26 protein-coding genes are annotated in these 24212 nt (G+C 71.3%); 17 read left to right on the top strand and 9 right to left on the bottom strand.

From position 1 onward, the window contains the following. Both ACWGJM_RS08870 and ACWGJM_RS08865 read left to right on the top strand, forming a co-directional pair. A partial coding sequence (locus ACWGJM_RS08870; protein ID WP_453410948.1) for an ATP-binding protein occupies window positions 1-996 on the top strand: 996 nt, incomplete at its 5' end. A 230-nt stretch (window positions 997-1226) separates the two neighbouring features. Beyond that, window positions 1227-1772 carry a TetR/AcrR family transcriptional regulator gene (locus ACWGJM_RS08865; protein ID WP_453410961.1) on the top strand — a complete coding sequence of 182 codons (546 nt, stop codon included), beginning with the start codon at window positions 1227-1229 and terminating at the stop codon, window positions 1770-1772. Between the two features lie 380 nt (window positions 1773-2152). Here the strand turns inward: ACWGJM_RS08865 and ACWGJM_RS08860 are convergent, their stop codons facing one another. Then, entirely contained in the window at window positions 2153-3073 is a 921-nt protein-coding gene (locus tag ACWGJM_RS08860) for a DeoR/GlpR family DNA-binding transcription regulator (protein WP_453410960.1), read from the bottom strand. A gap of 202 nt (window positions 3074-3275) precedes the next feature. Beyond that, complete coding sequence (locus ACWGJM_RS08855) at window positions 3276-4724, bottom strand: NAD(P)H-quinone dehydrogenase (protein ID WP_453410947.1); 1449 nt, start codon at window positions 4722-4724, stop codon at window positions 3276-3278. 108 nt (window positions 4725-4832) lie between these two features. Here ACWGJM_RS08855 and ACWGJM_RS08850 point away from each other — a divergent pair, with 108 nt between their 5' ends. The 4 genes from ACWGJM_RS08850 (at window position 4833) to ACWGJM_RS08835 (ending at window position 8501) form a co-directional block, all read left to right on the top strand. After that, window positions 4833-5273 (top strand): gamma-glutamylcyclotransferase, encoded by a 441-nt coding sequence (locus tag ACWGJM_RS08850; RefSeq protein ID WP_361808350.1) that lies wholly within the window; start codon window positions 4833-4835, stop codon window positions 5271-5273. Window positions 5274-5324: 51 nt separating this feature from the next. After that, a complete protein-coding gene (locus ACWGJM_RS08845) occupies window positions 5325-5609 on the top strand; it encodes a type II toxin-antitoxin system RelE family toxin (RefSeq protein WP_453410946.1) in 285 nt (94 codons plus the stop codon). A gap of 105 nt (window positions 5610-5714) precedes the next feature. Then, complete coding sequence (locus tag ACWGJM_RS08840) at window positions 5715-6551, top strand: purine-nucleoside phosphorylase (protein WP_453410945.1); 837 nt, start codon at window positions 5715-5717, stop codon at window positions 6549-6551. Between the two features lie 318 nt (window positions 6552-6869). Then, on the top strand, window positions 6870-8501 hold the full coding sequence (locus tag ACWGJM_RS08835) for a phospho-sugar mutase (protein WP_453410944.1): 1632 nt from the start codon (window positions 6870-6872) through the stop codon (window positions 8499-8501). 119 nt (window positions 8502-8620) lie between these two features. On the opposite strand, the gene ACWGJM_RS08830 is transcribed toward ACWGJM_RS08835, so the two are convergent. After that, a complete protein-coding gene (locus tag ACWGJM_RS08830; protein ID WP_453410943.1) occupies window positions 8621-9310 on the bottom strand; it encodes a PH domain-containing protein in 690 nt (229 codons plus the stop codon). Window positions 9311-9436: 126 nt separating this feature from the next. Between ACWGJM_RS08830 and deoC the strand changes: the two genes are divergently transcribed. Genes deoC through ACWGJM_RS08815 form a run of 3 tightly spaced genes read left to right on the top strand, consistent with a single transcriptional unit; the run spans window position 9437 to window position 12728 of the window. Continuing rightward, window positions 9437-10399 carry a deoxyribose-phosphate aldolase gene (gene deoC / locus ACWGJM_RS08825; RefSeq protein ID WP_453410959.1) on the top strand — a complete coding sequence of 321 codons (963 nt, stop codon included), beginning with the start codon at window positions 9437-9439 and terminating at the stop codon, window positions 10397-10399. Between the two features lie 6 nt (window positions 10400-10405). Further along, on the top strand, window positions 10406-11836 hold the full coding sequence (locus ACWGJM_RS08820) for an aldehyde dehydrogenase family protein (protein WP_453410942.1): 1431 nt from the start codon (window positions 10406-10408) through the stop codon (window positions 11834-11836). Next, entirely contained in the window at window positions 11829-12728 is a 900-nt protein-coding gene (locus tag ACWGJM_RS08815) for an aldehyde dehydrogenase family protein (RefSeq protein ID WP_453410941.1), read from the top strand. The genes ACWGJM_RS08820 and ACWGJM_RS08815 overlap by 8 nt, the downstream gene beginning before the upstream one ends. Window positions 12729-12831: 103 nt before the next feature. Here ACWGJM_RS08815 and ACWGJM_RS08810 read toward each other — a convergent pair whose 3' ends face one another. Then, window positions 12832-13239, bottom strand: a complete 408-nt coding sequence (locus ACWGJM_RS08810) for a hypothetical protein (protein WP_453410940.1) — start codon at window positions 13237-13239, stop codon at window positions 12832-12834. A 127-nt stretch (window positions 13240-13366) separates the two neighbouring features. Between ACWGJM_RS08810 and ACWGJM_RS08805 the strand changes: the two genes are divergently transcribed. After that, window positions 13367-14005 carry a uridine kinase family protein gene (locus tag ACWGJM_RS08805; protein WP_453410939.1) on the top strand — a complete coding sequence of 213 codons (639 nt, stop codon included), beginning with the start codon at window positions 13367-13369 and terminating at the stop codon, window positions 14003-14005. A 25-nt stretch (window positions 14006-14030) separates the two neighbouring features. Here the strand turns inward: ACWGJM_RS08805 and ACWGJM_RS08800 are convergent, their stop codons facing one another. Continuing rightward, window positions 14031-14438 (bottom strand): peptidase inhibitor family I36 protein, encoded by a 408-nt coding sequence (locus tag ACWGJM_RS08800; protein WP_453410938.1) that lies wholly within the window; start codon window positions 14436-14438, stop codon window positions 14031-14033. A 174-nt stretch (window positions 14439-14612) separates the two neighbouring features. Here ACWGJM_RS08800 and ACWGJM_RS08795 point away from each other — a divergent pair, with 174 nt between their 5' ends. Then, window positions 14613-15596 carry a hypothetical protein gene (locus tag ACWGJM_RS08795; RefSeq protein ID WP_453410937.1) on the top strand — a complete coding sequence of 328 codons (984 nt, stop codon included), beginning with the start codon at window positions 14613-14615 and terminating at the stop codon, window positions 15594-15596. Window positions 15597-15785: 189 nt separating this feature from the next. Here the strand turns inward: ACWGJM_RS08795 and ACWGJM_RS08790 are convergent, their stop codons facing one another. Next, window positions 15786-16559, bottom strand: coding sequence for a SigE family RNA polymerase sigma factor (locus tag ACWGJM_RS08790; RefSeq protein WP_453410936.1), 774 nt, complete (start codon window positions 16557-16559; stop codon window positions 15786-15788). Window positions 16560-16821: 262 nt separating this feature from the next. On the opposite strand from ACWGJM_RS08790, the gene afsQ1 reads away from it, so the two are divergent. The 5 genes from afsQ1 (at window position 16822) to ACWGJM_RS08765 (ending at window position 20621) form a co-directional block, all read left to right on the top strand. Next, on the top strand, window positions 16822-17499 hold the full coding sequence (gene afsQ1 / locus ACWGJM_RS08785) for a two-component system response regulator AfsQ1 (RefSeq protein ID WP_361447381.1): 678 nt from the start codon (window positions 16822-16824) through the stop codon (window positions 17497-17499). Continuing rightward, window positions 17496-19064, top strand: coding sequence for an ATP-binding protein (locus ACWGJM_RS08780; protein ID WP_453410935.1), 1569 nt, complete (start codon window positions 17496-17498; stop codon window positions 19062-19064). The genes afsQ1 and ACWGJM_RS08780 overlap by 4 nt, the downstream gene beginning before the upstream one ends. After that, on the top strand, window positions 19061-19663 hold the full coding sequence (locus tag ACWGJM_RS08775) for a hypothetical protein (RefSeq protein WP_453410934.1): 603 nt from the start codon (window positions 19061-19063) through the stop codon (window positions 19661-19663). The genes ACWGJM_RS08780 and ACWGJM_RS08775 overlap by 4 nt, the downstream gene beginning before the upstream one ends. 112 nt (window positions 19664-19775) lie before the next feature. Beyond that, a complete protein-coding gene (locus tag ACWGJM_RS08770; protein ID WP_453410933.1) occupies window positions 19776-20327 on the top strand; it encodes a VanZ family protein in 552 nt (183 codons plus the stop codon). A gap of 93 nt (window positions 20328-20420) precedes the next feature. Next, window positions 20421-20621, top strand: a complete 201-nt coding sequence (locus ACWGJM_RS08765; RefSeq protein WP_132856267.1) for a PspC domain-containing protein — start codon at window positions 20421-20423, stop codon at window positions 20619-20621. Between the two features lie 78 nt (window positions 20622-20699). Here ACWGJM_RS08765 and ACWGJM_RS08760 read toward each other — a convergent pair whose 3' ends face one another. Together ACWGJM_RS08760 and ACWGJM_RS08755 are read right to left on the bottom strand one after the other, a co-directional pair. Then, on the bottom strand, window positions 20700-21023 hold the full coding sequence (locus ACWGJM_RS08760; protein WP_453410932.1) for an ATP-binding protein: 324 nt from the start codon (window positions 21021-21023) through the stop codon (window positions 20700-20702). Window positions 21024-21159: 136 nt separating this feature from the next. Next, a complete protein-coding gene (locus ACWGJM_RS08755) occupies window positions 21160-22338 on the bottom strand; it encodes an adenosine deaminase (RefSeq protein ID WP_453410931.1) in 1179 nt (392 codons plus the stop codon). Window positions 22339-22451: 113 nt separating this feature from the next. Between ACWGJM_RS08755 and ACWGJM_RS08750 the strand changes: the two genes are divergently transcribed. Then, window positions 22452-23216, top strand: a complete 765-nt coding sequence (locus ACWGJM_RS08750) for an alpha/beta hydrolase family protein (protein WP_453410930.1) — start codon at window positions 22452-22454, stop codon at window positions 23214-23216. A 28-nt stretch (window positions 23217-23244) separates the two neighbouring features. Here the strand turns inward: ACWGJM_RS08750 and ACWGJM_RS08745 are convergent, their stop codons facing one another. Then, entirely contained in the window at window positions 23245-24195 is a 951-nt protein-coding gene (locus tag ACWGJM_RS08745) for a LysR family transcriptional regulator (RefSeq protein WP_453410929.1), read from the bottom strand. Window positions 24196-24212 lie beyond the last annotated feature (17 nt).

Below are 24212 nucleotides of genomic sequence, written 5' to 3'. Positions count from 1 at the left end.
GCCATCCTGAAGGAGGCCGGGTACGTCGGTGCCGGGACGTGTGAGTTCCTGGTCGGCCAGGACGGCACGATCTCCTTCCTGGAGGTCAACACCCGTCTCCAGGTCGAGCACCCGGTCACCGAGGAGGTCGCCGGGATCGACCTGGTGCGGGAGATGTTCCGGATCGCCGACGGTGAGGCGCTCGGCTACGACGACCCCGCCCTGCGCGGTCACTCCTTCGAGTTCCGCATCAACGGCGAGGACCCGGGCCGCAACTTCCTGCCCGCCCCGGGCACGGTCACCCGTTTCGACGCACCGTCGGGTCCGGGCGTGCGCCTGGACGCGGGTGTGGAGGCGGGCAGCGTGATCGGCCCGGCCTGGGACTCGCTGCTGGCCAAGCTGATCGTCACGGGCCGCACCCGCAAGGAGGCCCTGGAGCGGGCTGCCCGCGCCCTGGAGGAGTTCCAGGTGGAGGGCATGGCCACGGCCATTCCCTTCCACCGCGCGGTGGTCACCGACCCGGCGTTCGCCCCCGAGCTGACCGGTTCCGGCGAGCCTTTCCAGGTCCACACGCGGTGGATCGAGACCGAGTTCGTCAACGAGATCAAGCCCTTCACCGCTCCGGCCGACGCCGAGGCGGAGGAGGAGACGGGCCGTGAGACGGTCGTCGTCGAGGTCGGCGGCAAACGGCTGGAGGTCTCCCTGCCGTCGTCGCTGGGCATGTCGCTGGCCCGCACCGGTCTGGCCGCGGGTGCCAAGCCCAAGCGCCGTGCGGCGAAGAAGTCGGGTCCGGTCGCCTCCGGCGACACCCTCGCCTCCCCGATGCAGGGCACGATCGTGAAGGTCGCCGTCGAGGAGGGCCAGGAGGTCAAGGAGGGCGACCTGATCGTCGTACTCGAGGCCATGAAGATGGAACAGCCGCTGAACGCGCACAAGGCCGGCACCATCAAGGGCCTCGGCGCGGAGATCGGCGCGTCCATCAGCTCCGGCGCGGCCATCTGCGAGATCAAGGACTGATCTGCCGGCAGGTGTACGGGACTCAGGGCGCCCGGCGGACGAAGCACTCGTCCGCCGGGCGCCTCGCCGTTTCCGGCCCGATGGCATCCTGGAGGCGAGTCGGGGCGTCGGGGAGAGTCGGGGCGCGAGAGAGGACAGGTGGAGGGCAGGTGGAGGCCATGGGGGGCGTGACCGCGGAGGAGACCGCACGGGCCGGGGACACGGCGGAGGCGCCCGTCGTCCCGCGAGCCATGCGCGCGGACGCCCGGCGGAACCACGAGCGCCTGCTCGCCGAGGCCCGCGCCGCGTTCGCCGCGCACGGCACCGACGCCTCCCTGGAGGACGTGGCCCGTCGCGCGGGCGTCGGCATCGGCACGCTGTACCGGCACTTCCCGAACCGGCACGCGCTGATGAGCGCGGTCTTCGAGGACGCGGTGAGCGAACTCCTCGCCCGCGCCCGCGAGCTCCTCGACTCCCCCGAGCCCTGCTCCGCGCTGGTGACGTGGCTGCGCGAGATGGTCACGCACGCCGGCGAGTACCGCGGCCTGGCCCGGGCGCTGATGTCGGTGACCGCCGAGCCCTCCTCCGCGCTGGCCCGGTGCAGCACCCCGATCCGCGAGGCGGGCGGCGCGCTGCTGGCCCGCGCTCAGGAGTCGGGCGCCGTCCGGGCCGACGTCTCCATCGGCGACCTCCTCCAGCTGACCCACGCCATCGCCCTCGCGGCCGAGGAGTCCCCGACCGACCCCGATGTGGCGGACCGGTTGCTACGACTGACCCTCAAGGGCCTGAAGGGCTAGGGCGGACAGACGTAGGCGAGCGACCCGCGGCGCCGCGCGGCGGCACGCAGACCGGCCGCAGGCCGTGCGCGGACGCAAGCGGCCTTCACGACGCGGTCGACAGGCGGCCCCGGAGGCTGCCCGGGCGCCACGGCGACATGCGAGGCCGACCGCGCGGGCGGCACGGACACAAGCCTCAGGCCGCGCGCGGACGCCGTCGGAACACGGCACGCCGCGGACGAGTCTCACGGGCTCCCCGGGGGCGCGGGCATCACGGCGGTGCTTCATACGGTGGCAGAGCGGGGGCGCCTGTCTCGTGGCACGGGGACGCAGTCCTCATGCAGCACACCCGCACGCGCCCTCAAGGCACCGCACCTCCACCGCCCTCCCCCGCGGAGCGGTCAGCGGCGGCGCATGTCCGCCACGCGGGGGCGGTCCGCGGCCGTGGGCTGTTCGGCGCCCAGGACGGTGGCCGCGCGGAGCCCCGGGCCGGGGACCTGGCTGCGGCGGGGACCGGGGAGGGGGACGTCCCGGCGCTGCTGGCGCGCCGGGACCTGGTCACCCCCCGGGCTTCCCGACGCCCCGGCCACGGCGATCTGCACCCCCTGGTCGGCGAGGGCCTGGAGTTCGGTGGCGGCACGGTCGTCGTGGCCGGAGGGCTCGTCGGTGACCAGACGGGTGATGAGGTCAGTGGGGACCGTCTGGAACATCGTGTCCGCGCCCAGCTTGGTGTGGTCGGCGAGGACCACGACCTCCGCGGCCGCCTCCACCAGTGCGCGGTCGACGGACGCCGACAGCATGTTGGACGTGGACAGCCCGCGCTCGGCGGTCAGACCGCTTCCGGAGAGGAAGGCCTTGGAGACCCTGAGCCCCTGGAGGGACTGCTCGGCGCCGGAGCCCACCAGGGCGTAGTTGGAGCCCCGCAGGGTCCCCCCGGTCATCACGACCTCCACGCGGTTGGCGTGCGCCAGCGCCTGGGCGACGAGGAGGGAGTTGGTGACGACGGTCAGGCCGGGCACCCGGGCGAGCCGGCGGGCCAGCTCCTGCGTGGTGGTCCCCGCCCCCACCACGATGGCTTCGCCCTCTTCGACGAGCCCCGCCGCGAGGTCGGCGATGGCCGTCTTCTCGGCGGTCGCGAGATGGGATTTCTGCGGAAAGCCGGACTCCCGCGTGAACCCGCCCGGCAGTACCGCACCGCCGTGCCGGCGGTCGAGGAGTCCTTCTGCCTCCAGTGCCCGCACGTCCCGTCGTACGGTCACTTCGGAGGTCTGGACGACACGGGCGAGCTCACGGAGCGACACGGCCCCGTTCGCTCGCACCATTTCGAGGATCAATTGGCGACGTTCTGCAGCGAACACGAAACTGACAGTAACGCGGGCGACCGTCTGCTTTCAGCAGTTTGCGCCGAATAACAGAAGTTGTTCGCACAGTCGGGTTGGAAGTGGTATAGGGCCTATCCGTCCCGCCTATGCCGCACGCATGGTCGACAACTCCCCGTGACCAGCGGGGACTTGGATCCGGCCGTCAGACCTCGACGCCCGCCTTACGGGTGTGCAACTGCCGTGCCACTTCGGCGATCGAGCCCGAAAGGGACGGGTACACGGTGAAGGCGTTCGCGATCTGTTCGACCGTCAGATTGTTGTCGACGGCGATCGAGATGGGGTGGATGAGTTCCGAGGCGCGCGGCGCCACGACCACACCACCGACGACGATTCCGGTGCCCGGACGGCAGAAGATCTTCACGAAGCCGTCGCGGATGCCCTGCATCTTCGCCCGCGGGTTGCGCAGCAGCGGCAGCTTCACGACCCGCGCGTCGATCTTGCCCCCGTCGACGTCGGCCTGGCTGTAGCCGACGGTGGCGATCTCGGGGTCGGTGAACACGTTCGACGAGACCGTCTTGAGGTTCAGCGGGGTCACCGCGTCGCCCAGGAAGTGGTACATGGCGATACGTCCCTGCATCGCGGCGACGGAGGCGAGGGCGAAGACGCCGGTGACGTCTCCGGCCGCGTACACGCCGGGCGCGCTGGTCCGGGACACCCGGTCGGTCCAGATGTGCCCGGAGTCGCGCAGCCGGACGCCCGCCTCCTCCAGACCGAGGCCCGCGCTGTTGGGTACGGCACCGACGGCCATGAGGCAGTGCGAGCCGGTGATGACGCGGCCGTCGGCGAGGGTGACCTCGACCCGGTCGCCGACGCGCTTGGCGGACTGTGCGCGGGAGCGGGCCATGACGTTCATGCCGCGGCGGCGGAAGACGTCCTCGAGGACGGCGGCGGCGTCCGGGTCCTCACCGGGCAGCACGCGGTCGCGGGAGGAGACGAGGGTGACCTTGGAGCCGAGGGCCTGGTAGGCGCCGGCGAACTCGGCGCCCGTGACACCGGAGCCGACCACGATGAGCTCCTCGGGGAGCTCGTCGAGGTCGTAGACCTGGGTCCAGTTCAGGATGCGCTCGCCGTCGGGCTGGGCGTCGGGCAGCTCGCGCGGGTGACCACCGGTGGCTATGAGGACGGCGTCGGCGACGAGCGTCTCCTCGGTGCCGTCGGCGGTGCGCACGACGACCTTCCGGGAGCCGTCGAGGGCCTGCATGCCCTCCAGCCGGCCGCGGCCGCGCATGACCCGGGCGCCGGCGCGCGTGACGGAGGCGGTGATGTCGTGCGACTGGGCGAGGGCGAGCCGCTTCACACGGCGGTTGACCTTCCCCAGGTCCACCCCGACGACCCGGGCCGCCTGCTCCAGCGGCGGGGTGTCGTCCGCGACGATGATGCCCAGCTCCTCGTACGACGAGTCGAAGGTGGTCATCACCTCAGCCGTCGCGATGAGCGTCTTCGACGGCACGCAGTCGGTCAGCACCGACGCTCCGCCCAGACCGTCGCAGTCGACGACGGTCACCTCCGCGCCGAGCTGCGCGGCCACCAGCGCCGCTTCGTATCCGCCGGGTCCGCCACCGATGATCACGATCCGAGTCACGTACTCCATTGTCCCGCACGCCTCGATGTGCTTCTGCCCGGGGGCGCCGGGCCCACCATTCCGAGGTTACTGCCGGGGTGACAGGGGCGAGAGTTCCCGCTGCCGTACCCTCGATCCATGTCGTCGCTCTACGCCGCGTACGCAGGCAACCTCGACGCACGGCTGATGTCCCGCCGCGCCCCGCACTCGCCGCTGCGCGCCACCGGCTGGCTGAACGGATGGCGGCTGACCTTCGGCGGCGAACAACTGGGCTGGGAGGGCGCGCTCGCGACGCTCGTCGAGGACCCCGTCTCGCAGGTCTTCGTCGCGCTGTACGACATCGCGCCGATGGACGAGGAGTCCATGGACCGCTGGGAGGGCGTCGGCCTCGGCATCTACCGGCGGATGCGGGTACGGGTGCACACGCTGGACGGCTCGGAGCCGGCCTGGGTGTACGTGCTGAACGGGTACGAGGGCGGGCTGCCGTCGGCACGCTACCTCGGCGAGCTCGCGGACGCGGCGGAGTCGGCGGGAGCGCCCCACGATTACGTGATGGAGCTGCGGAAACGGCCCTGCTGAGGCGGTTCGCGTCTAAAATCGAGCCGGCTGACGCAGGAACGGGAGGGCACCATGGCCCCCATCGCCACGTACGACGTGTACTACACCGAGCAGGCCGCTGCGGCCCGCGACCGGCTCGACGACGAGCAGCGCATCGCGTTCGACAAGGGCATCGCGCTCCTGGCCCGTGATCCCTTCCTCTCGGTGTCCCGCCCCATAAGCTCTACCGGGGACGACCGGACGATCCGGCTCACTCAGAACATCCTGGTGGAGTACACGGTCAGCCGCGGCCGTCTGCTGATCTTCATCGTCGAGGTCTTCAACGACAAGGACGTCCTCATCCCGGGCGAGGGCTGACCCGGCAGCGCCGCCGTGGCTCGTCGGAAACGACAAGACAACGATCGCGTTCCCGTGAGCTCCATCATCTACGCGCGTAGGCCCGGACCGGCTACGCTCGTCCGCGTGAACGCATCTCTTCTTCCGGACGACATCCAGGGCGCCACCCCTGTAGACCCCAGGGTCGCCGCCGACACGGCTGCCGCCCGCCTGCGCGAGCTCACCGGCGCCGAGACCCACGACGTCGCCCTCGTGATGGGCTCCGGCTGGGCACCGGCCGTCGACGCACTGGGGGCTCCCGACGCCGAGTTCCAGGTCACCGAGCTGCCCGGGTTCCCGGCGCCGGCCGTCGAGGGCCACGGGGGCAAGGTCCGCTCGTACGTCATCGGTGACAAGCGCGCGCTGGTCTTCCTGGGACGTACGCACTACTACGAGGGCCGCGGTGTCGCCGCCGTGGCGCACGGCGTACGTACGGCGGTGGCCGCGGGCTGCAAGACCATGGTGCTCACCAACGGATGCGGGGGTCTGCGCGAGGGCATGCGGCCCGGGCAGCCGGTGCTGATCAGCGACCACATAAACCTGACGGCGACCTCGCCGATCGTCGGGGCGAACTTCGTGGACCTGACCGATCTGTACTCGCCGCGGCTGCGGGCGCTCTGCAAGGAGATCGACCCCTCGCTGGAGGAGGGCGTCTACGCGCAGTTCCCCGGCCCGCACTACGAGACGCCGGCCGAGATCCGGATGGCCCGGGTGATCGGAGCGGACCTCGTGGGCATGTCCACGGTGCTCGAGGCCATCGCGGCGCGGGAGGCCGGGGCCGAGGTGCTCGGGATCTCCCTGGTGACGAACCTCGCCGCCGGAATGACCGGGGAGCCGCTGAACCACGAGGAGGTCCTCCAGGCGGGGCGGGACTCGGCGGCGCGGATGGGAGCGTTGCTCGCGCGCGTGCTGGGCCGGTTGTAAGCGCGGCCGGAGTAGCTTCTGGGGCCAGGGCTCACCCTGGGGCTCCGCCCCAGACCCCAGGGGGTTTCCCGCCCACCCGTGGCGGCCACCTGGGAAGGTGCCGCACCCTGGGGCTCCGCCCCAGACCCCGGCGGGGACTGCGTTCCCTGCACCCCGGCGGGGGTTCCGCCCCTGCGCCCCCACCTCTCAGCCCCGGTCGGCATTGCCCAGCCCGTCCGGCGATTGAGGACGAGCCCCGTTCAGGGCCGACGCGGGGGTCTGGGGGCGGCAGCCCCCGGCAACGAGCGACGAGCAACACGAACGAGAGGTTGACCCGACGTGCACGACGATCTCATCGCACGGGCCAAGGCGTGGCTGGCCGAGGACCCCGACGTGGAGACCCGTGAGGAACTCGCCGAGCTGATCGACGCCGGGAACGTCGAGGAGCTCGCCGCACGGTTCAGCGGGACGCTCCAGTTCGGTACCGCCGGGCTGCGCGGCGAGCTGGGCGCGGGGCCGATGCGGATGAACCGGGCCGTGGTCGTCCGGGCCGCCGCCGGACTCGCGGCGTACCTGAGGAAGAAGGGCCAGGCCGACGGAACAGTCGTCGTCGGCTACGACGCCCGGTACAAGTCGGCGGACTTCGCCCGGGACACCGCCGCCGTCATGACGGGCGCGGGCCTGCGTGCGGTCGTGCTGCCCCGGCCGCTGCCGACGCCCGTCCTGGCCTTCGCCATCCGCCACCTCGGCGCGGTCGCCGGCGTGGAGGTCACCGCGAGCCACAACCCGCCCCGGGACAACGGCTACAAGGTGTACCTGGGCGACGGTTCCCAGATCGTGCCGCCCGCCGACGCGGAGATCGCGGCGGAGATCGACGCGATCGTCTCGCTCGACGACGTGCCCCGGCCGGAGTCGGGCTGGGAGACGCTGGACGACTCCGCGCTCGACGCCTACCTCGCCCGTACCGACGCCGTCCTGGCCGAGGGCTCCCCGCGTACCGCCCGTGCCGTCTACACGGCGATGCACGGCGTCGGCAAGGACGTGCTGCTCGCCGCGTTCGCGCGGGCCGGTTTCCCGGAGCCGGTGCTGGTCGCCGAGCAGGCCGAGCCGGACCCGGACTTCCCGACCGTCGCCTTCCCCAACCCGGAGGAGCCGGGCGCGATGGACCTGGCCTTCGCGAAGGCCCGGGAGGCAGAGCCCGATCTCGTCATCGCCAACGACCCGGACGCCGACCGCTGTGCCGTGGCCGTCCAGGACGGCGGCGACTGGCGCATGCTGCGCGGCGACGAGGTCGGCGCCCTGCTCGCCGCCCACCTCGTCCGGCGCGGGGCGACCGGTACCTTCGCCGAGTCCATCGTGTCGTCCTCCCTGCTCGGGCGGATCGCCCGGAAGGCCGGCCTGCCGTACGAGGAGACCCTCACCGGCTTCAAGTGGATCGCCCGGGTTGAGGGGCTGCGCTACGGCTACGAGGAGGCCCTCGGCTACTGCGTCGACCCGGACGGCGTACGCGACAAGGACGGCATCACCGCCGCGCTCCTGATCACCGAACTGGCGTCCGAGCTGAAGGAGGAGGGGCGCACCCTCCTCGACCTCCTCGACGACCTCGCCGTGGAGCACGGTCTGCACGCCACCGACCAGCTCTCGGTCCGGGTGCAGGACCTGTCGGTCATCTCCGACGCCATGCGGCGCCTGCGCGAGCAGCCGCCGACCGAGCTGGCCGGGCTCACCGTCACCAGGGCCGAGGACCTCACCCGGGGGACCGACAGGCTGCCGCCCACCGACGGCCTGCGCTACACCCTCGAGGGCGCCCGGGTCATCGTCCGGCCCAGCGGCACCGAGCCGAAGCTGAAGTGCTACCTGGAGGTCGTCGTGCCGGTCGCCGCGCACGCCGAGCTCCCGGCCGCGCGCGCCCGGGCCGCCGAACTCCTCACGGCCGTCAAGCGCGACCTCTCGGCGGCCGCCGGCATCTGAGCCGTACGCACGACACAGCGGCAGAGCGCACCCGATGGGGGTGTCCCTGGGGGTGTCCCATCCCCAGGGACACCCCCATCAGCGGTACGTCCAGCAGCGGTACGCCCCTCAGGCGAAGGTCAGCCCATCGCGAGCAGGATCACCAGCAGGACCGCCCCGGCCACCGCCGGTGCCGCGATCTCGTACGCCCAGCGGACCGTAACCTCGCCCTGTGCCGTCTCCGCCTGCTCGCGGTCCTCCTGGAGCGCGCGCAGGTCGTCCATGACCTGGTCGGTCTCGGCCCGGGTCGGGCCGTCCGGCACGGTGGAGCCCCGCAGGCCGCCGATGCCGGGGCCGCCGCGGCCCGGCATCCCGGGTCCGCGGCCCGTCGGCGCGTCCGTCCCGGCGCGGGCCTGCTGCCGGGTGGCCTTCTTGCGGGCGCGCAGGGAGACGGGGATGGCCCACAGCTGGTACTTGGCGCCGGATTTGGCGACGACCTCGTTCGAGTAGCCGGAGCGCAGGGTGGCGATCTGGCCCCAGGGCAGCGTGATCACGCGGAAGGGGTTGCGCACGCGCAGCCGGTCGTCGTTCACGAAGACCGCCGGGCGCAGGGTGAAGGCGATCACCAGGGGGACGGCGAGGATGAGCCCGGCGAGCGCCAGCCACGGGGTGCGGCCGTTCCCCTTGATCAGCGCGTCGATGCCGAGCCACCCGACGATGGCGAGCAGCACGACACCGCCCACGACCGCCATAGAAGAGCGGTGGATCCGGTCCTTGGCGGCGGGCGCCGGGGGCTGTGGCGCGGGTGACTGGTGGTCCGGGGTCGTCATGGTCCCGATTCTGCCCGACGCCGCCGGCAGTGCTCGTACGAGGTGCTCGTCCGCCGTGGAGCGGCATGCGACGAGCACCCGGGGGTGTACAGCCGCTACGCGCGTAGATATGCTCGGCTGGTGACCATGCCCAGTACTGCACCCGCTGCATCCGCTGTTCTCGCTGACGTCACCGCGTCCGACAGCACGCTGCGCCGCTTCCTCCACGGGCTGCCCGGCGTCGACGCGGTCGGCCTGGAGGCGCGCGCCGCCTCGCTCGGCACCCGTTCCATCAAGACCACCGCGAAGGCGTACGCCATCGACCTCGCCATCTCGATGGTCGACCTGACCACGCTGGAAGGCGCGGACACCCCGGGCAAGGTCCGGGCGCTCGGCGCCAAGGCCGTCCACCCCGACCCGACCGACCGTACGACCCCCGCGACCGCGGCCGTCTGTGTCTATCCCGACATGGTGGCCGCCGCGAAGGAGGCCGTCGCCGGCTCGGGCGTGAAGGTCGCCTCGGTCGCCACCGCCTTCCCGGCCGGCCGCGCCGCCCTCGACGTGAAGCTGGCCGACGTCCGCGAGGCCGTGCTCGCCGGCGCCGACGAGATCGACATGGTCATCGACCGCGGGGCGTTCCTCGCGGGCAGGTACCTGAAGGTGTACGACGAGATCGTCGCGGTGAAGGAGGCCTGCGGGACCTCCGCCCGGCTGAAGGTGATCTTCGAGACCGGCGAGCTGTCGACGTACGACAACATCCGGCGCGCGAGCTGGCTCGGCATGCTGGCGGGCGCCGACTTCATCAAGACCTCCACCGGCAAGGTCGCGGTGAACGCCACGCCCGCCAACACCCTGCTCATGCTGGAGGCCGTGCGGGACTTCCGCGCGCAGACCGGGGTACAGGTCGGCGTGAAGCCGGCCGGCGGCATCCGGACCACCAAGGACGCGATCAAGTTCCTCGTCCTGGTCAACGAGACCGCCGGCCAGGACTGGCTGGACAACCACTGGTTCCGCTTCGGCGCCTCCTCGCTCCTGAACGACCTGCTGATGCAGCGTCAGAAGCTGGCCACCGGCCGCTACTCCGGCCCCGACTACGTGACGGTGGACTGATCCATCATGGCTTTTGAGTACGCACCCGCCCCCGAGTCCCGCGCGATCGTCGACATCGCGCCCTCGTACGGCCTGTTCATCGACGGCGAGTTCACCGAGGCGGCCGACGGCAAGGTCTTCAAGACGGTCAGCCCGTCCACCGAGGAGGTTCTCTCCGAGGTCGCGCAGGCCGGTGCCGAGGACGTCGACCGTGCCGTACGGGCCGCCCGCAAGGCATTCGAGAAGTGGTCGGCGCTGCCCGGCCCGGAGCGCGCCAAGTACCTGTTCCGCATCGCCCGCATCATCCAGGAGCGCAGCCGTGAGCTGGCCGTCCTGGAGACGCTGGACAACGGCAAGCCCATCAAGGAGACCCGCGACGCCGACCTGCCCCTGGTCGCCGCGCACTTCTTCTACTACGCGGGCTGGGCGGACAAGCTCGAGCACGCCGGGTTCGGCGCGAACCCGCGGCCGCTGGGCGTGGCCGGCCAGGTCATCCCCTGGAACTTCCCGCTGCTGATGCTGGCGTGGAAGATCGCCCCGGCGCTGGCGACCGGCAACACGGTCGTGCTGAAGCCGGCGGAGACCACGCCCCTCTCGGCGCTGTTCTTCGCGGACGTCTGCCGCCAGGCGGGCCTGCCGAAGGGCGTCGTCAACATCCTTCCGGGGTACGGCGACGCGGGCGCCGCGCTCGTCGCGCACCCGGACGTGAACAAGGTCGCCTTCACCGGCTCCACCGCCGTCGGCAAGGAGATCGCCCGCACGGTCGCCGGCACCCGTAAGAAGCTCACCCTCGAGCTGGGCGGCAAGGGCGCCAACATCGTCTTCGACGACGCACCGATCGACCAGGCCGTCGAGGGCATCGTCACCGGCATCTTCTTCAACCAGGGCCAGGTCTGCTGCGCGGGCTCGCGCCTGCTGGTGCAGGAGTCGATCCACGACGAGCTCCTCGACTCCCTCAAGCGCAGGCTGTCCACCCTCCGCCTGGGCGACCCGCTCGACAAGAACACCGACATCGGCGCGATCAACTCCGCCGAACAACTGGCCCGGATCACCACGCTCGCCGAGCAGGGCGAGGCGGAGGGCGCCGAACGCTGGTCCCCCGCCTGCGAACTCCCCACCGCCGGTTACTGGTTCGCGCCGACACTCTTCACGAACGTCACCCAGGCGCACACCATCGCCCGCGACGAGATCTTCGGCCCGGTGCTGTCGGTGCTGACCTTCCGCACCCCGGACGAGGCGGTCGCCAAGGCGAACAACACGCAGTACGGCCTGTCGGCGGGCATCTGGACCGAGAAGGGCTCGCGGATCCTGGCCGTCGCGAACAAGCTGCGCGCCGGTGTCGTCTGGTCCAACACGTTCAACAAGTTCGACCCGACCTCGCCGTTCGGCGGCTACAAGGAGTCGGGCTTCGGCCGCGAGGGCGGCCGTCACGGCCTGGAGGCGTACCTCGATGTCTGAGAAGTCAGAAGCGCGGCTCAGCGTGTTCAAGACCTACAAGCTGTACGTCGGCGGGAAGTTCCCGCGTTCCGAGAGCGGCCGGGTGTACGAGGTGTCGGACTCGAAGGGCAAGTGGCTGGCGAACGCGCCGCTCTCCTCCCGCAAGGACGCCCGTGACGCGGTGGTCGCCGCGCGCAAGGCGTTCGGCGCCTGGTCCGGAGCGACGGCGTACAACCGGGGCCAGGTCCTCTACCGCGTCGCGGAGATGCTGGAGGGCCGCAAGGCGCAGTTCGTCCACGAGGTCGCCGACGCCGAGGGCCTGTCGAAGTCCAAGGCCGCCGATCAGGTGGACGCGACCATCGACCGCTGGGTCTGGTACGCGGGCTGGACCGACAAGATCGCCCAGGTGACCGGCGGCGGCAACCCGGTGGCGGGCCCGTTCTTCAACCTCTCCTCGCCCGAGCCGACGGGCGTGGTGGCGGTGCTGGCCCCGCAGGAGTCGTCCTTCCTCGGCCTGGTCTCCGTGCTGGCCCCGGTGATCGCGACCGGCAACACGGCGATCGTGATCGCGAGCGAGAAGGCCCCGCTTCCGGCGCTCTCGCTGGGCGAGGTGCTGGCCACCTCCGACGTGCCCGGTGGCGTGGTCAACGTCCTGTCCGGCCGTACGGCGGAGATCGCGGCGCCGCTGGCCGCGCACCAGGACGTCAACGCGATCGACCTCGCGGGCGCCGACGAGGCGCTGGCGAAGGAGCTGGAGATCGCGGCGGCGGACAACCTCAAGCGCGTCCTTCGTCCACAGCCTGTGGACGACTGGTCGGCGGCTCCGGGGCTCGACCGCATGACGGCCTTCCTGGAGACCAAGACCGTCTGGCACCCGACGGGGTCGCTCGGCGCGTCCGGCTCGTCCTACTGACGGCCGGCCGCCCCAGACGGGAGCCGCGCTTCCCCTCCGTCCGGGGGAGGCGCGGCTCTCCTTGTGCGGGGCGCCGACCGCGCGGACGTCGGCCTCGCGGGCGTCAACGCCGTGCGCCGCCCCGCGCCCCCGTCACCTGCCGGACCACCGGCACCGAGCCGACCGACCGGGCATCCGTCACCGGCCCGGTCAGCGCCTTCGAGCTCATCGGCCGGAAGTCGGCGACCTCGGTGCCGACGTCGTTGTTCAGCGGGTCGGAGCCCGTGCCCGCGAGGGGGTTGGGCTTGAGGTCCGCGACCGAACCGGTGGTGTAGGACACCGAGTCGTTCACCGCCCGCAGGCCCGCCTGCGGGTCCATGCTTTTGAGCGACAGCGGGCCGTGCGCGCCCTCGGCGGCAACGGTCTTCGCGGACGCCGTCGTCGCGCCCGCGCCCAGGACCGCTCCGGCGGCCGCGAGGGTGATCAGGGCGCGCTGCACCGCGAGGTTGTGGGGGGACGCGTCTCGTGCCATTGCTGGTGCCACCTTCTGGTGCGCAGGGTAATGCGGTCGACACGAAGGGTAGTTGAGGTGTGACGCGCGCTCCAAAGACGACCCGCGGTGTCGGCAGCGGGCCCGCCATACGTCAAACTGGTGTTCCGTGAGCATTCATCCCCCGTCCCCCGCCCGCGTCGTGCTGCTGTGCGGCCCCTCGGGCTCGGGCAAGTCACTCGTCGCCGCCCGTTCCGGGCTCCCTGTCCTGCGCCTCGACGACTTCTACAAGGAGGGCGACGACCCGACGCTGCCGCTGGTGGAGGGGAGTTCGGACATCGACTGGGACCATCCGCTGTCGTGGGACGCGGACGTCGCGGTCGAGGCCATCACCCGGCTGTGCGCCACGGGGTCGACGCCCATACCGGTGTACGACATCGCGCTGAGCGCCCGTACCGGCGAGGAGACGCTGAGCATCGGCCGTACCCCGCTGTTCATCGCGGAGGGCATCTTCGCCGCGGAGATCGTCGAGCGCTGCCGTGAGCTCGGGGTGCTGGCGGACGCGCTCTGCCTGACCCGCGGCCCGGTCACCACATTCCGGCGGCGCTTCCTGCGGGACCTGAAGGAGGGCCGCAAGTCGGTGCCGTTCCTGCTGCGCCGCGGCTGGCGGCTGATGCGGGCGGAGCGCACGATCGTCGCCCGTCAGGTCTCGCTGGGCGCCCATGCCTGCGACCGGGACGAGGCACTGGGCCGGCTGGCGGCCGCGGCCTCCGGCCGCCGCGCCACGGCGCGGACGACGGCGGCCTGAGGCCTGGTGGCGCTGTCCCGGTGGCTCAGCCGCCCGGACAGCCCGCGGTCGAATAGGTCCAGCAGTGCGAGGACCACTTGTTGTCGTCCGACCCGCTGAAGTTCGTGCTGGCGCCGGGCGGCAGACCCCAGGTGTCACCGGCCCAGTTGTCCAGCTGGTAGAACCACAGGTTGTGGTTGGCGTCCTTGTTCCTGGCCGAGCTCGCCTTGTTGTCGATGGTGGTCGACGTGCCGTGGAAGACGAGTCCGCTGTAGCTCTTCTTGCTGGACAGCGTGTCGTAGATGCCGCCCGCGTAGTCCTGGAGACGGTAGATACAGGCTTCACCCGTGTTGCAGGTGCCGTCGTTGCTGGCGGCCTGCGCGGGGGTCATCGCGGCGAAGACGCCCGCGACGGACATCACCGATGCCGCGAGGAGTGCGCGTCCTCTTCTCATGTCTGTTTCCTTTCGGTACGGAGCACGTGACCCTGACACACGGGGTGAGACCGGATGGGACCCCGTTCCCGCGATTGACCGAAAGATCGACAATCATGGCCGAAAGGCATGTGTTCGAACTGCCCTTCACTCCAGGCGACTTGACGGCGCGTCCCACCAGTGATCATCTGAAACATGCGTAACTGGACGATCTCGGCCGACGGCACGGGCGCGACGATCACCCTGGCGGCCGCTCTGGCGGTCCTGGCCACGGCCTGCGCGGGCGGGAAGACGGACGGAAAGGGCCGGGAGACCCGGGACAGCACGCCGGCCGTCGTCACCTCGTTCGCCCACGCGCCGAAGGACTACCCGCTGGACGCGTACCGGCCGACCACCGCGGAGACCGGAACCGTCGACCACGCGGTCGTCATCCTGGCCCGTTCCTGCATGCGGAAGTTCGGCGCAAGCTGGCCCGCGTACCAGGCTCCACCGGGCAGCATCCCGCTCAACGCCCGCAAGTACGGTCCGACCGACCTCGCGTCGGTCCGCGTCTACGGCTACAAGCCGCCGCTGCCCGACGGCATCACCCGGCAGCAGGCGGTGGTCGCCCAGCAGCGGGCCACCGCCGCGGAGAAGACGATCACTCCGGTCGCGAAGGCCGTCTTCACCGGAGCCGCGGCGGAGGGCGCGAAGGTCCCCCCGGGCGTCCCCGAAGGGGGCTGCCACGGACAGGCCCAGCGCTCGGCACGGGCCGACGGGGCGGCGGACGACCTCATGGAAGTACAGACGCTGTTCCTCCAGGCGTCCCGCGGCACCGCGAAGGACCCGGCCACGGTCGCCCTGGACAAGCGGTGGAGTGCCTGCATGCGCGAGGCCGGGCTGGACTACCCCGATCCGCTCACCGCGGTCGACGACTCGACCTGGCGCGAACAGAAGACCAGCGCCTACGGCCCCCACCCGGCCTTCCCGGCCCCTTCCCGCAAGGAGATCTCCACGGCCGAGGCCGATGTGCGGTGCAAGGCCGAGACCGGCTACGTGGCGAAGCGGTACGCCGTCGAGGCCCGCCGCCAGCGGCAGCTCATCAAGGAGCACGGGACCGCGCTGGCCGCGGTGCTGGAACGTAAACGGCGCATGGTGGAACGGGCCGAGGCCGTGGTCGCGGCCGACAAGGGGAAGTAGGGCACGCGCACGTCGCCGGACACACGAAAGCGGGACTGGACGGACCCCCCGGCCCTCCAGTCCCGCCACTCCGTCCACGTCCCCCGTGACGGAGTTCCCCGCTGTTTCCCCCGATCCCCCGTGCTTTCCCCTGTTCCCCCGTATTCCCCCGTGTTCCCCCCAGGTGGGACTCCCCCGTCCCCCCTACCTTCAGGCAACCAGCTCCCCGAAGGCGTATTCCTCGTCACGGCCGAAGCTGAGGACCTCGTCCTCGCGCAGCCGGCGGAGCGACCGCCAGATGCTGGACTTCACCGTGCCGACACTGATGTCGAGGATCTCCGCGATCTCCGGGTCCGTGCGGCCCTCGTAGTAGCGCAGGACCAGCATGGTGCGCTGGAGTTCGGGCAGCCGGGCCAGCGCCTGCCACAGGACCGCGCGCAGCTCGGTGCCGCGCATCGCGTCCGTGTCGCCGGGCGTCTCCGGCAGTTCCTCGGTCGGGTACTCGTTGAGCTTGCGGCGCCGCCAGGCGCTGATGTGCAGGTTGGTCATGGTGCGGCGGAGGTACCCGCCGACCGCCGCCTTGTCACTGATCCGGTCCCACGCCTTGTACGTCGAGAACAGCGCGCTCTGGAGCAGGTCCTCGGCCTCGTAGCGGTCACCGGTGAGGTGGTAGGCGGTGGCGTACAGGGAGGCGCGGCGCTCCTGGACGTAGGCGGTGAACTCCACCTCCGTCAGCGAGCGGCGCTCCCCCGAGGCCTCCCCGTACGCGGCTCCCCCGTGCGATTCCCCCGTGTGCCCGTCAACCACCGACATGTAGGCCGGGTGCTGACGCCCGGTGCCGCGAGCGCACCCCCGCCCTCCCCCACGCTCGAATACGCTCGCGCGGGAGGGACCCCCATCAGCACCGGACTTCTCGGAACCCCGGTTCACGTCGTGCAGACGCGTGACCACTGCCCTGGTGCTGATGCCGTGCAGCGTGTTCATCTCGCGCCCCCCGTCGTGGACTTCCGGTGTTCGTCTCGCTCAGGCCGGTGTTCCTTGCCTGTGCCGAAAAGCTTGCCGACGGGACTTCATGGCCGTGTCCGCCGACTGTCACAGACCTGTCACAGGGGTCGGCCACACCGCTGTCACACAGTGCGCACAGGTGGTGGCGGTACGAGCCGGTCCGGCGGCCGGGGTCACCGGAAGTGGGGTCACAGCGGCCCACAGGTCGTCCAAGAGGCTCTCCATGGGCCAGAATGAGCCCGTGCCTTCCCTGTTGCTGATCGAGGACGACGACGCCATCCGTACGGCCCTGGAGCTGTCTCTTACGCGCCAGGGCCACCGGGTTGCCACCGCTGCCACCGGCGAGGACGGGCTGAAGCTGCTGCGCGAGCAGCGGCCGGACCTGATCGTGCTGGACGTGATGCTGCCCGGCATCGACGGGTTCGAGGTGTGCCGGCGCATCCGGCGCACGGACCAGCTGCCGATCATCCTGCTGACCGCCCGCAACGACGACATCGACGTGGTGGTCGGGCTGGAGTCGGGAGCGGACGACTACGTCGTCAAACCCGTGCAGGGCCGGGTCCTCGACGCCCGGATCCGGGCCGTGCTGCGGCGCGGGGAGCGGGAGTCCAGCGACTCGGCGACCTTCGGCAGCCTCGTCATCGACCGCTCGGCGATGACCGTGACGAAGAACGGCGAGGACCTCCAGCTGACGCCGACCGAGCTCAGGCTGCTGCTGGAGCTGAGCCGGCGGCCCGGGCAGGCGCTGTCCCGGCAGCAGCTGCTGCGGCTGGTCTGGGAGCACGACTACCTGGGCGACTCGCGGCTGGTGGACGCGTGCGTCCAGCGGCTGCGCGCCAAGGTCGAGGACGTGCCGTCGTCCCCGACGCTCATCCGTACCGTGCGCGGTGTCGGCTACCGGCTGGACAACCCTCAGTGACCGACACGCAAGGGGGGTTCCGCGGCTGGTCCGCGGGTCGTAAGGGAGCTGTGTCGCGGCTGCGCTTCACCAGTCTGCGGCTGCGGCTGGTCCTGGTCTTCGGGCTGGTCGCCCTCACCGCCGCCGTGTCGGCGTCGGGCATCGCGTACTGGCTGAACCGGGAGGCGGTGCTGACCCGCGCCCAGGACGCGGTGCTGCGTGACTTCCAGCAGGAGATGCAGAACCGGGCCGGTGCGCTGCCCGCGCCCGCCACCCAGGACGAGCTGCAACACACCGCCGGTCAGATGGCGGCCAGCAGCCAGCGCTTCAGCGTGCTGCTGGTCGCGACGGACGCGAACGGCAAGACGCTGTACGGCAACTCCGGCGGCCTGAACGGGTTCTCGCTGGAGGACGTGCCGCTGTCGCTGCGGGCCGCGGTGAACAAGCAGCAGAAGGTGGCCGACGGCAACAAGTCTCCGTACCACCTGTACTGGCAGCGGGTCGTCGACCACGGCACCCCGTATCTGGTGGCCGGGACGAAGGTGATCGGCGGCGGACCGACCGGGTACATGGTCAAGTCGCTGGAGCCGGAGGCCAAGGATCTCAACTCGCTCGCCTGGTCGCTCGGCATCGCCACCGGGCTGGCGCTGATCGGCTCGGCGCTGCTCGCGCAGGCCGCCGCGACGACCGTGCTGAAGCCGGTGCACCGGCTCGGCGTCGCCGCCCGCCGGCTCGGCGAGGGCAGGCTGGACACCCGGCTGAGGGTATCCGGCACCGATGAACTCGCCGATCTGTCGCGGACGTTCAACAACGCCGCGGAGGCGCTGGAGAAGCGGGTCGCGGACATGGCCGCGCGGGACGATGCGTCCCGGCGGTTCGTGGCCGACATGTCCCACGAGCTGCGCACACCGCTGACCGCCATCACCGCCGTGACGGACGTGCTGGAGGAGGAGCTGGAGTCGGAGGCCGGGGGCATCGACCCGATGGTCGAGCCCGCGGTGCGGCTGGTGGTGAGCGAGACCCGGCGGCTGAACGACCTCGTCGAGAACCTGATGGAGGTCACCCGCTTCGACGCGGGCACCGCCCGCCTCGTCCTGGACGACGTCGACATCGCCGACCAGATCACCGCCTGCATCGACGCCCGTGCCTGGCTGGACGCCGTGGAGCTGGACATCGAGCGCGGCATCCACTGCCGGCTCGACCCGCGCCGTCTGGACGTCATCCTCGCCAACCTGATCGGCAACGCGCTCAAGCACGGCGGGTCACCGGTGCGGGTCTCGGTGCGCATCGACGGCGACGACCTGGTCGTCGCGGTGCGCGATCACGGGCCCGGCATCCCCGAGGACGTCCTGCCGCACGTCTTCGACCGCTTCTACAAGGCCAGTGCCTCGCGGCCGCGCTCCGAGGGCAGCGGACTCGGCCTCTCCATCGCGATGGAGAACGCCAACATCCACGGCGGCGGTATCACCGCGGCCAACTCGCCCGAGGGCGGCGCCGTGTTCACGCTGCGGCTGCCGAAGGACGCCTCGGCGCTGACGGAGGAGAACGACGCCAAGGTCGACGGTTCCAAGGAGGGGGCGTCATGAACGTACGACGCCTGCTGGCGGTCCCGGCGCTCGCCGCGCTGCTCACGGGCTGCGGGATCCGGGCCACCCAGGTGCCGACGGACTTCGGCGCGGCGCCCTCCCGGGTGCCGTGCTCGCTCACCCAGCCGGACCTCGCCACGCAGTCCTCGCACGGGGTGCCCGTGCAGGTCTTCCTGCTGTGCGGTTCGTCGCTGGTCACCGTGGACCGGTCGGTACGCGTGCCGGACGGCGCCGCGGACGCCAGGCGGCGGGTGATCGTGGCCCAGGAGCTGCTGGACCAGCTCGCCCAGTCACCGTCCGCCGGCGAGAAGGACGCCGGCTACAGGACGTACGTGCGCGGCGGCATGACCGTGGGCGGGCCGCGCCCGAAGGACCCCGAGGACGCGCTGCGCCTGAGCACCGCCCCCGGCCGGCTCACCCCGTACGCCCTCGCGCAGATCGTGTGCACGTTCTCCGACTCGGCGGCGGCCGAGGGGGACGGTTCGGTGATCCTGGGCGGGCCGGGCGGCGAGCCGCTGCGCCGGTACGAGTGCACCGACGACGTCCGCTCCCAGCCGGGCAGCGCGAAGCCGCCGTCCAGCGAGGTCACGGCGGGCTGACGAGGCTACGGCGAGCTGTCGGGCCGGCCGACATGAGGTGTGGCGAAAGCCGCACGCACGTACGCCTGCCGGATCCGGAACCGATCGTGCACGCGGGCGCGTCTTGGGGGGCGTGCAGCGTCAAGGCTCCATCGGCGGCAGCGCCGCGATCCGCGTCCGTGTGACAGGGGGTGCTCTCCTGGTCGCACACCTCGCGCTCGTCGCCTGGCTCATGCTGCGACCGCTGGACGTCCCCTGGGTGATGCCCGCCAACCTGCACCCGCTGGCCGGGATCCGGGCCGACCTGGCGCTGGGCCGGCCCGAGGCGGCCCGCCGGATCGGTGAGGGCCTCGCGCTGCTGGCCCCACTGGGTGTGCTGCTGCCGATGGCGCACGGCAGGCTCGCCGTCTCCCCGCTCGCCTCCCTGATCCGTACGGCCACCACGGGCGCCCTGATCTCCACGGGCATCGCACTGCTCCAGACGGGAGTGCCCGGCCGGGTCGTCGACGTGGACTCGCTGCTGCTGAACACCGCCGGTGTGGTCCTGGCCCATCTGGCCCTGGTCCCGGCGGGCCGGTCCTGGCTGCGCCGCAGGGGCGAGCGTGTCCGACGTACGACGGCTCCGCAGGAGGAGACCTCTCAGGGTCGGACCCCGACGATTCCCAGGGTCGGGATCGCACCGTAGAGCGACGCTTCGTCCCCTTCGTCTCCGTACCGTGGATGTCAGATGAGGCAGCCGCACCGGCCGCCTCCGCCGACGCTCACGAAGGAGCCGACCATGACCGCCCTTGCCCGCCCCACCAACGGCCGCATGATCGGCGGAGTGTGCGCAGCGCTGGCGCGGCGCTTCGGCACCTCCGCGACGACGATGCGGGTGATCTTCCTGCTGTCCTGCCTGCTGCCGGGCCCGCAGTTCCTGCTCTACATAGCGCTGTGGATCCTGCTGCCCTCGGAGGACAAGGCGCGCACGGCCTGGTAGGCCCTCCTGCCGTGATACGCCGCTGGGGCACGCCCGGTACGTGACGGGCGCGCCCCAACGGCGGGCGTGGCGGCTCGGTCAGCCGAGCGGGAGGCCCTTCAGCAGCGGCAGGCCACCGAGCAGCTGGCCGACCGGCGAGGTCGGACCCTGCTTCATCGCACGCTTGCCGGCCGGCTGGGCGGCAGCGCCCGGCACGGCCGCGGGCCGGGCCTGGGCGATCGTCGATCCGGCACCCGGCAGCGCCTTGCTGACGCTCTCGGTCGGGACCGTCTTGGAGACCTGGTCCAGCGCCTGGGCGGTGTTCGGGAGGGACGGGGCCGCGTTGGCCGTACCCGCGCCGACAGCGGCGATGGCGACGCCGACGACGGCGGCACCGAGGGACTTGGCAGCAGACTGCTTCATGGTGAATGCGTCCTAAAGTGGATGACGAGGACTGAGCGGTCCACGACCGTAAACACACCAGGCCAGACCCGCAAACATCGAAATGCGGACGGTTTGTGAATCCCCGTCCGCATTCCGTGCAGCCCATCGACCCCCGTCAGCTCCCGGAATCCACAGAACCGCTGGTAGACGCCGTCTGACGGAACAGCCATTCGGATTTCAGTTCGGCATATCCGGGCTTGACGACGTCATTGATCATCGCCAGTCGTTCATCGAAAGGGATGAACGCCGACTTCATGGCATTGACGGAGAACCATTGCATGTCGTCGAGCGTGTAACCGAACGCGTCGACGAGGTGCTCGAATTCCCGGCTCATGCTGGTGTGGGACATCAGACGGTTGTCGGTGTTGACCGTGGTCCGGAAATGCAGGCGGCGAAGCAGCCCGATCGGGTGCTCGGCGTAGGAGGCGGCGGCCCCGGTCTGAAGGTTGGAGCTCGGGCACAGCTCCAGTGGGATGCGCTTGTCCCGGACGTAGGAGGCCAGCCGTCCGAGCTTCACGGAGCCGTCCTCGTGGACCTGGATGTCGTCGATGATCCGCACCCCGTGCCCGAGCCGGTCGGCGCCGCACCACTGGAGGGCCTGCCAGATGGACGGCAGCCCGAAGGCCTCGCCGGCGTGGATGGTGAAGTGGTTGTTTTCTCGCTTCAGAAATTCAAAGGCGTCCAGGTGCCGGGTGGGCGGGTATCCGGCCTCGGCGCCCGCGATGTCGAAGCCGACGACACCCAGGTCACGGAAGCGGTTGGCGAGTTCGGCGATCTCCAGGGCGCGGGCGGCGTGCCGCATGGCGGTGAGCAGGGCACCGACCCGGATGCGGTGACCGTTCCGGCGGGCGATCACCTCTCCCTGCCGGAAGCCCTCGTTGACGGCCTCGACGACCTCCTCGAGGCTGAGTCCGCCCTCCAGGTGCTGCTCGGGCGCGTAGCGGATCTCGGCGTACACGACGCCGTCCTCGGCCAGGTCCTCGGCGCACTCGCGGGCCACCCGGAGCAGCGCGTCGCGGGTCTGCATCACGCCGACGGTGTGCGAGAAGGTCTCCAGGTACCGCTCCAGGGACCCGGAGTCGGCGGCCTCGGCGAACCAGGTGCCGAGCTTGTCGGGATCGGTCTCCGGGAGCTGGTCGTAGCCCGTCTCGCGGGCGAGTTCGACGATGGTCCCGGGGCGGAGGCCTCCGTCGAGATGATCGTGCAGCAGAACCTTGGGCGCCCGGCGGATCTGGTCCGGCGTCGGGACGCCACCGGTCGATGCCGTCTGGCTCGGTGCAGTCTGGCTCGTCATTTTCGCACTCTAACTCCTACGCGCGTAGATCGCCGGGTGTACGAATTCGTCGATACGTAACGGTGACCGCACGGACGGGTGGCGTACACCGCTACTTCTGACACTGTTCTGTCATGGCACAGGATGTGACGCCGGCCCGAACGGCCCGGCTGGGCAGGGCAGTCGGCCCGGAACCGTCGTCGGTGAGCGGCGCGGTTCTGCTGCTGCCCGGCGGCGAGGAGGTATCCGCCCGAAGGCCGTCCCCCGTCTGGGCGACGGCCTTCGTCCGCGCCCTCGGACGCCGGCTCGCGCGCGCGGGCCGCGAGGAGGGGCTCGCCACCCATGTCGTCCACTACCGCTATCGCGGCTGGAACGGCAGCGAGGCGCATCTGGCGGGCGACGCGTCCTGGGCGGCGGACGAGGTCGTACGGCGCTACGGCGACGTCCCCGTCTGCCTGATGGGCGTCGGCATGGGCGGCCGGGCGGCGCTTCGGGCGGGCGGGCACGAAGCCGTCAACTCCGTCGCGGCGGTCGCTCCGTGGCTGCCCGAGGACGACGTGGCCGCTCCCCCCGAACCGGTGAAGCAGCTGGTGGGACGGCGGGTCCTGATCGTGCACGGTACGAACGACGAGCGCAGCGACCCGGAGCTGTCGTTCCGGCTGGCGGTCAGGGCGAAGAAGGCCAACCGGGAGGTGTGCCGGTTCGAAGTGCACTCGGACGGACACGGGTTGCACCAGTACCGGAGTGAAGTGCAGGCACTTGTCTCGGACTTCGCGATGGGGTCGTTGTTCGCGCACTCCTTCGCACGCCCCCTGGAGGACGCGCTGGCCGCGCCGCCGCCGATCGGGTTGCGGATGCCGCTGGCCGCGGGGTTCGGGCAGTCGATCCGCAGGCTGTAGGACCTGTTGCGCCAGGCGGACAGGCCCTCTAGGGGAGCAGGCTGCCTCTTCTGGAGAGCAGGAATTTCTTGAACGCCGCCACCGGGGGCGTGTCCGGGTGGCCCTCCAGCCAGGCGACGCCGATCTCCCGTGCCGCTCGCGGTGCCGTGACCGTCAGTTCCACGACTCCTGGGCGCGGGAACACCGGGGGCGGCAGGAGGGCCACGCCCAGTCCCGCCGCCACCAGTCCGCGCAAGGTCTCCGCCTCCTCGCCCTCGAAGGCGATACGGGGTTTGAAGCCCGCCTCCTTGCAGAGGTCGTCGGTGATGCGGCGCAGACCGTAGCCGGGCTCCAGGGTGACGAAGGTTTCGTCGGCCGCCTCGGCGAGACGGATGCGTCTGCGGGCGGCCAGGGGGTGGTCGGCGGGGACGACCAGGCGGAGCTTCTGTTCGTCGAGGCGGCGGGCGACCAGATCAGGGGCGTCGGGCACCGGGGAGGTCAGGCAGAGGTCCAGTTCACCGGCGCGCAGACCCTCCAGCATCGCCTCGCCGTAGTTCTGCACGAGGCTGAAGCGGACGCGGGGGTGATCGGCGCGGAAGGCCTGGAGGAGGCCGGGGACCGTCTCCGCGCCCATGGTGTGCAGGAAGCCGAAGGCGACCTTGCCGGTCGTCGGGTCGGCGTCGGCGCGCACCTCGTCGGCGGCCCGCCCGATCTCGGCGAGGGCCCTTTCCACGGAGGTGAGGAAGGTGCGGCCGGCGGGGGTGAGGGCGACGGTGCGGCCGCGGCGGGCGAACAGGTCGACGCCCAGGTCCTGCTCCAGGCGGGCCATGGCCCGGGAGAGCGTGGACTGCGGGACGTTCATCTCCTGGGCGGCGCGGGTGACGTGTTCGGTGCGGGCGACGCCGGCGAAGTACGCCAGGCGTGGCGCGAGTGTTGTGACGATGTCTTCTGTGTCACTGGACTGTGACAGACGCTCTTGTGACCTCGGCTGATGCACCATGGGAACGATTATGGCGT

Source organism: Streptomyces sp. NPDC054834 (assembly GCF_053611185.1).
The sequence above is the reverse complement of the archived record's forward strand: the minus strand, read 5'-3'. Positions and strand labels throughout refer to the sequence as shown.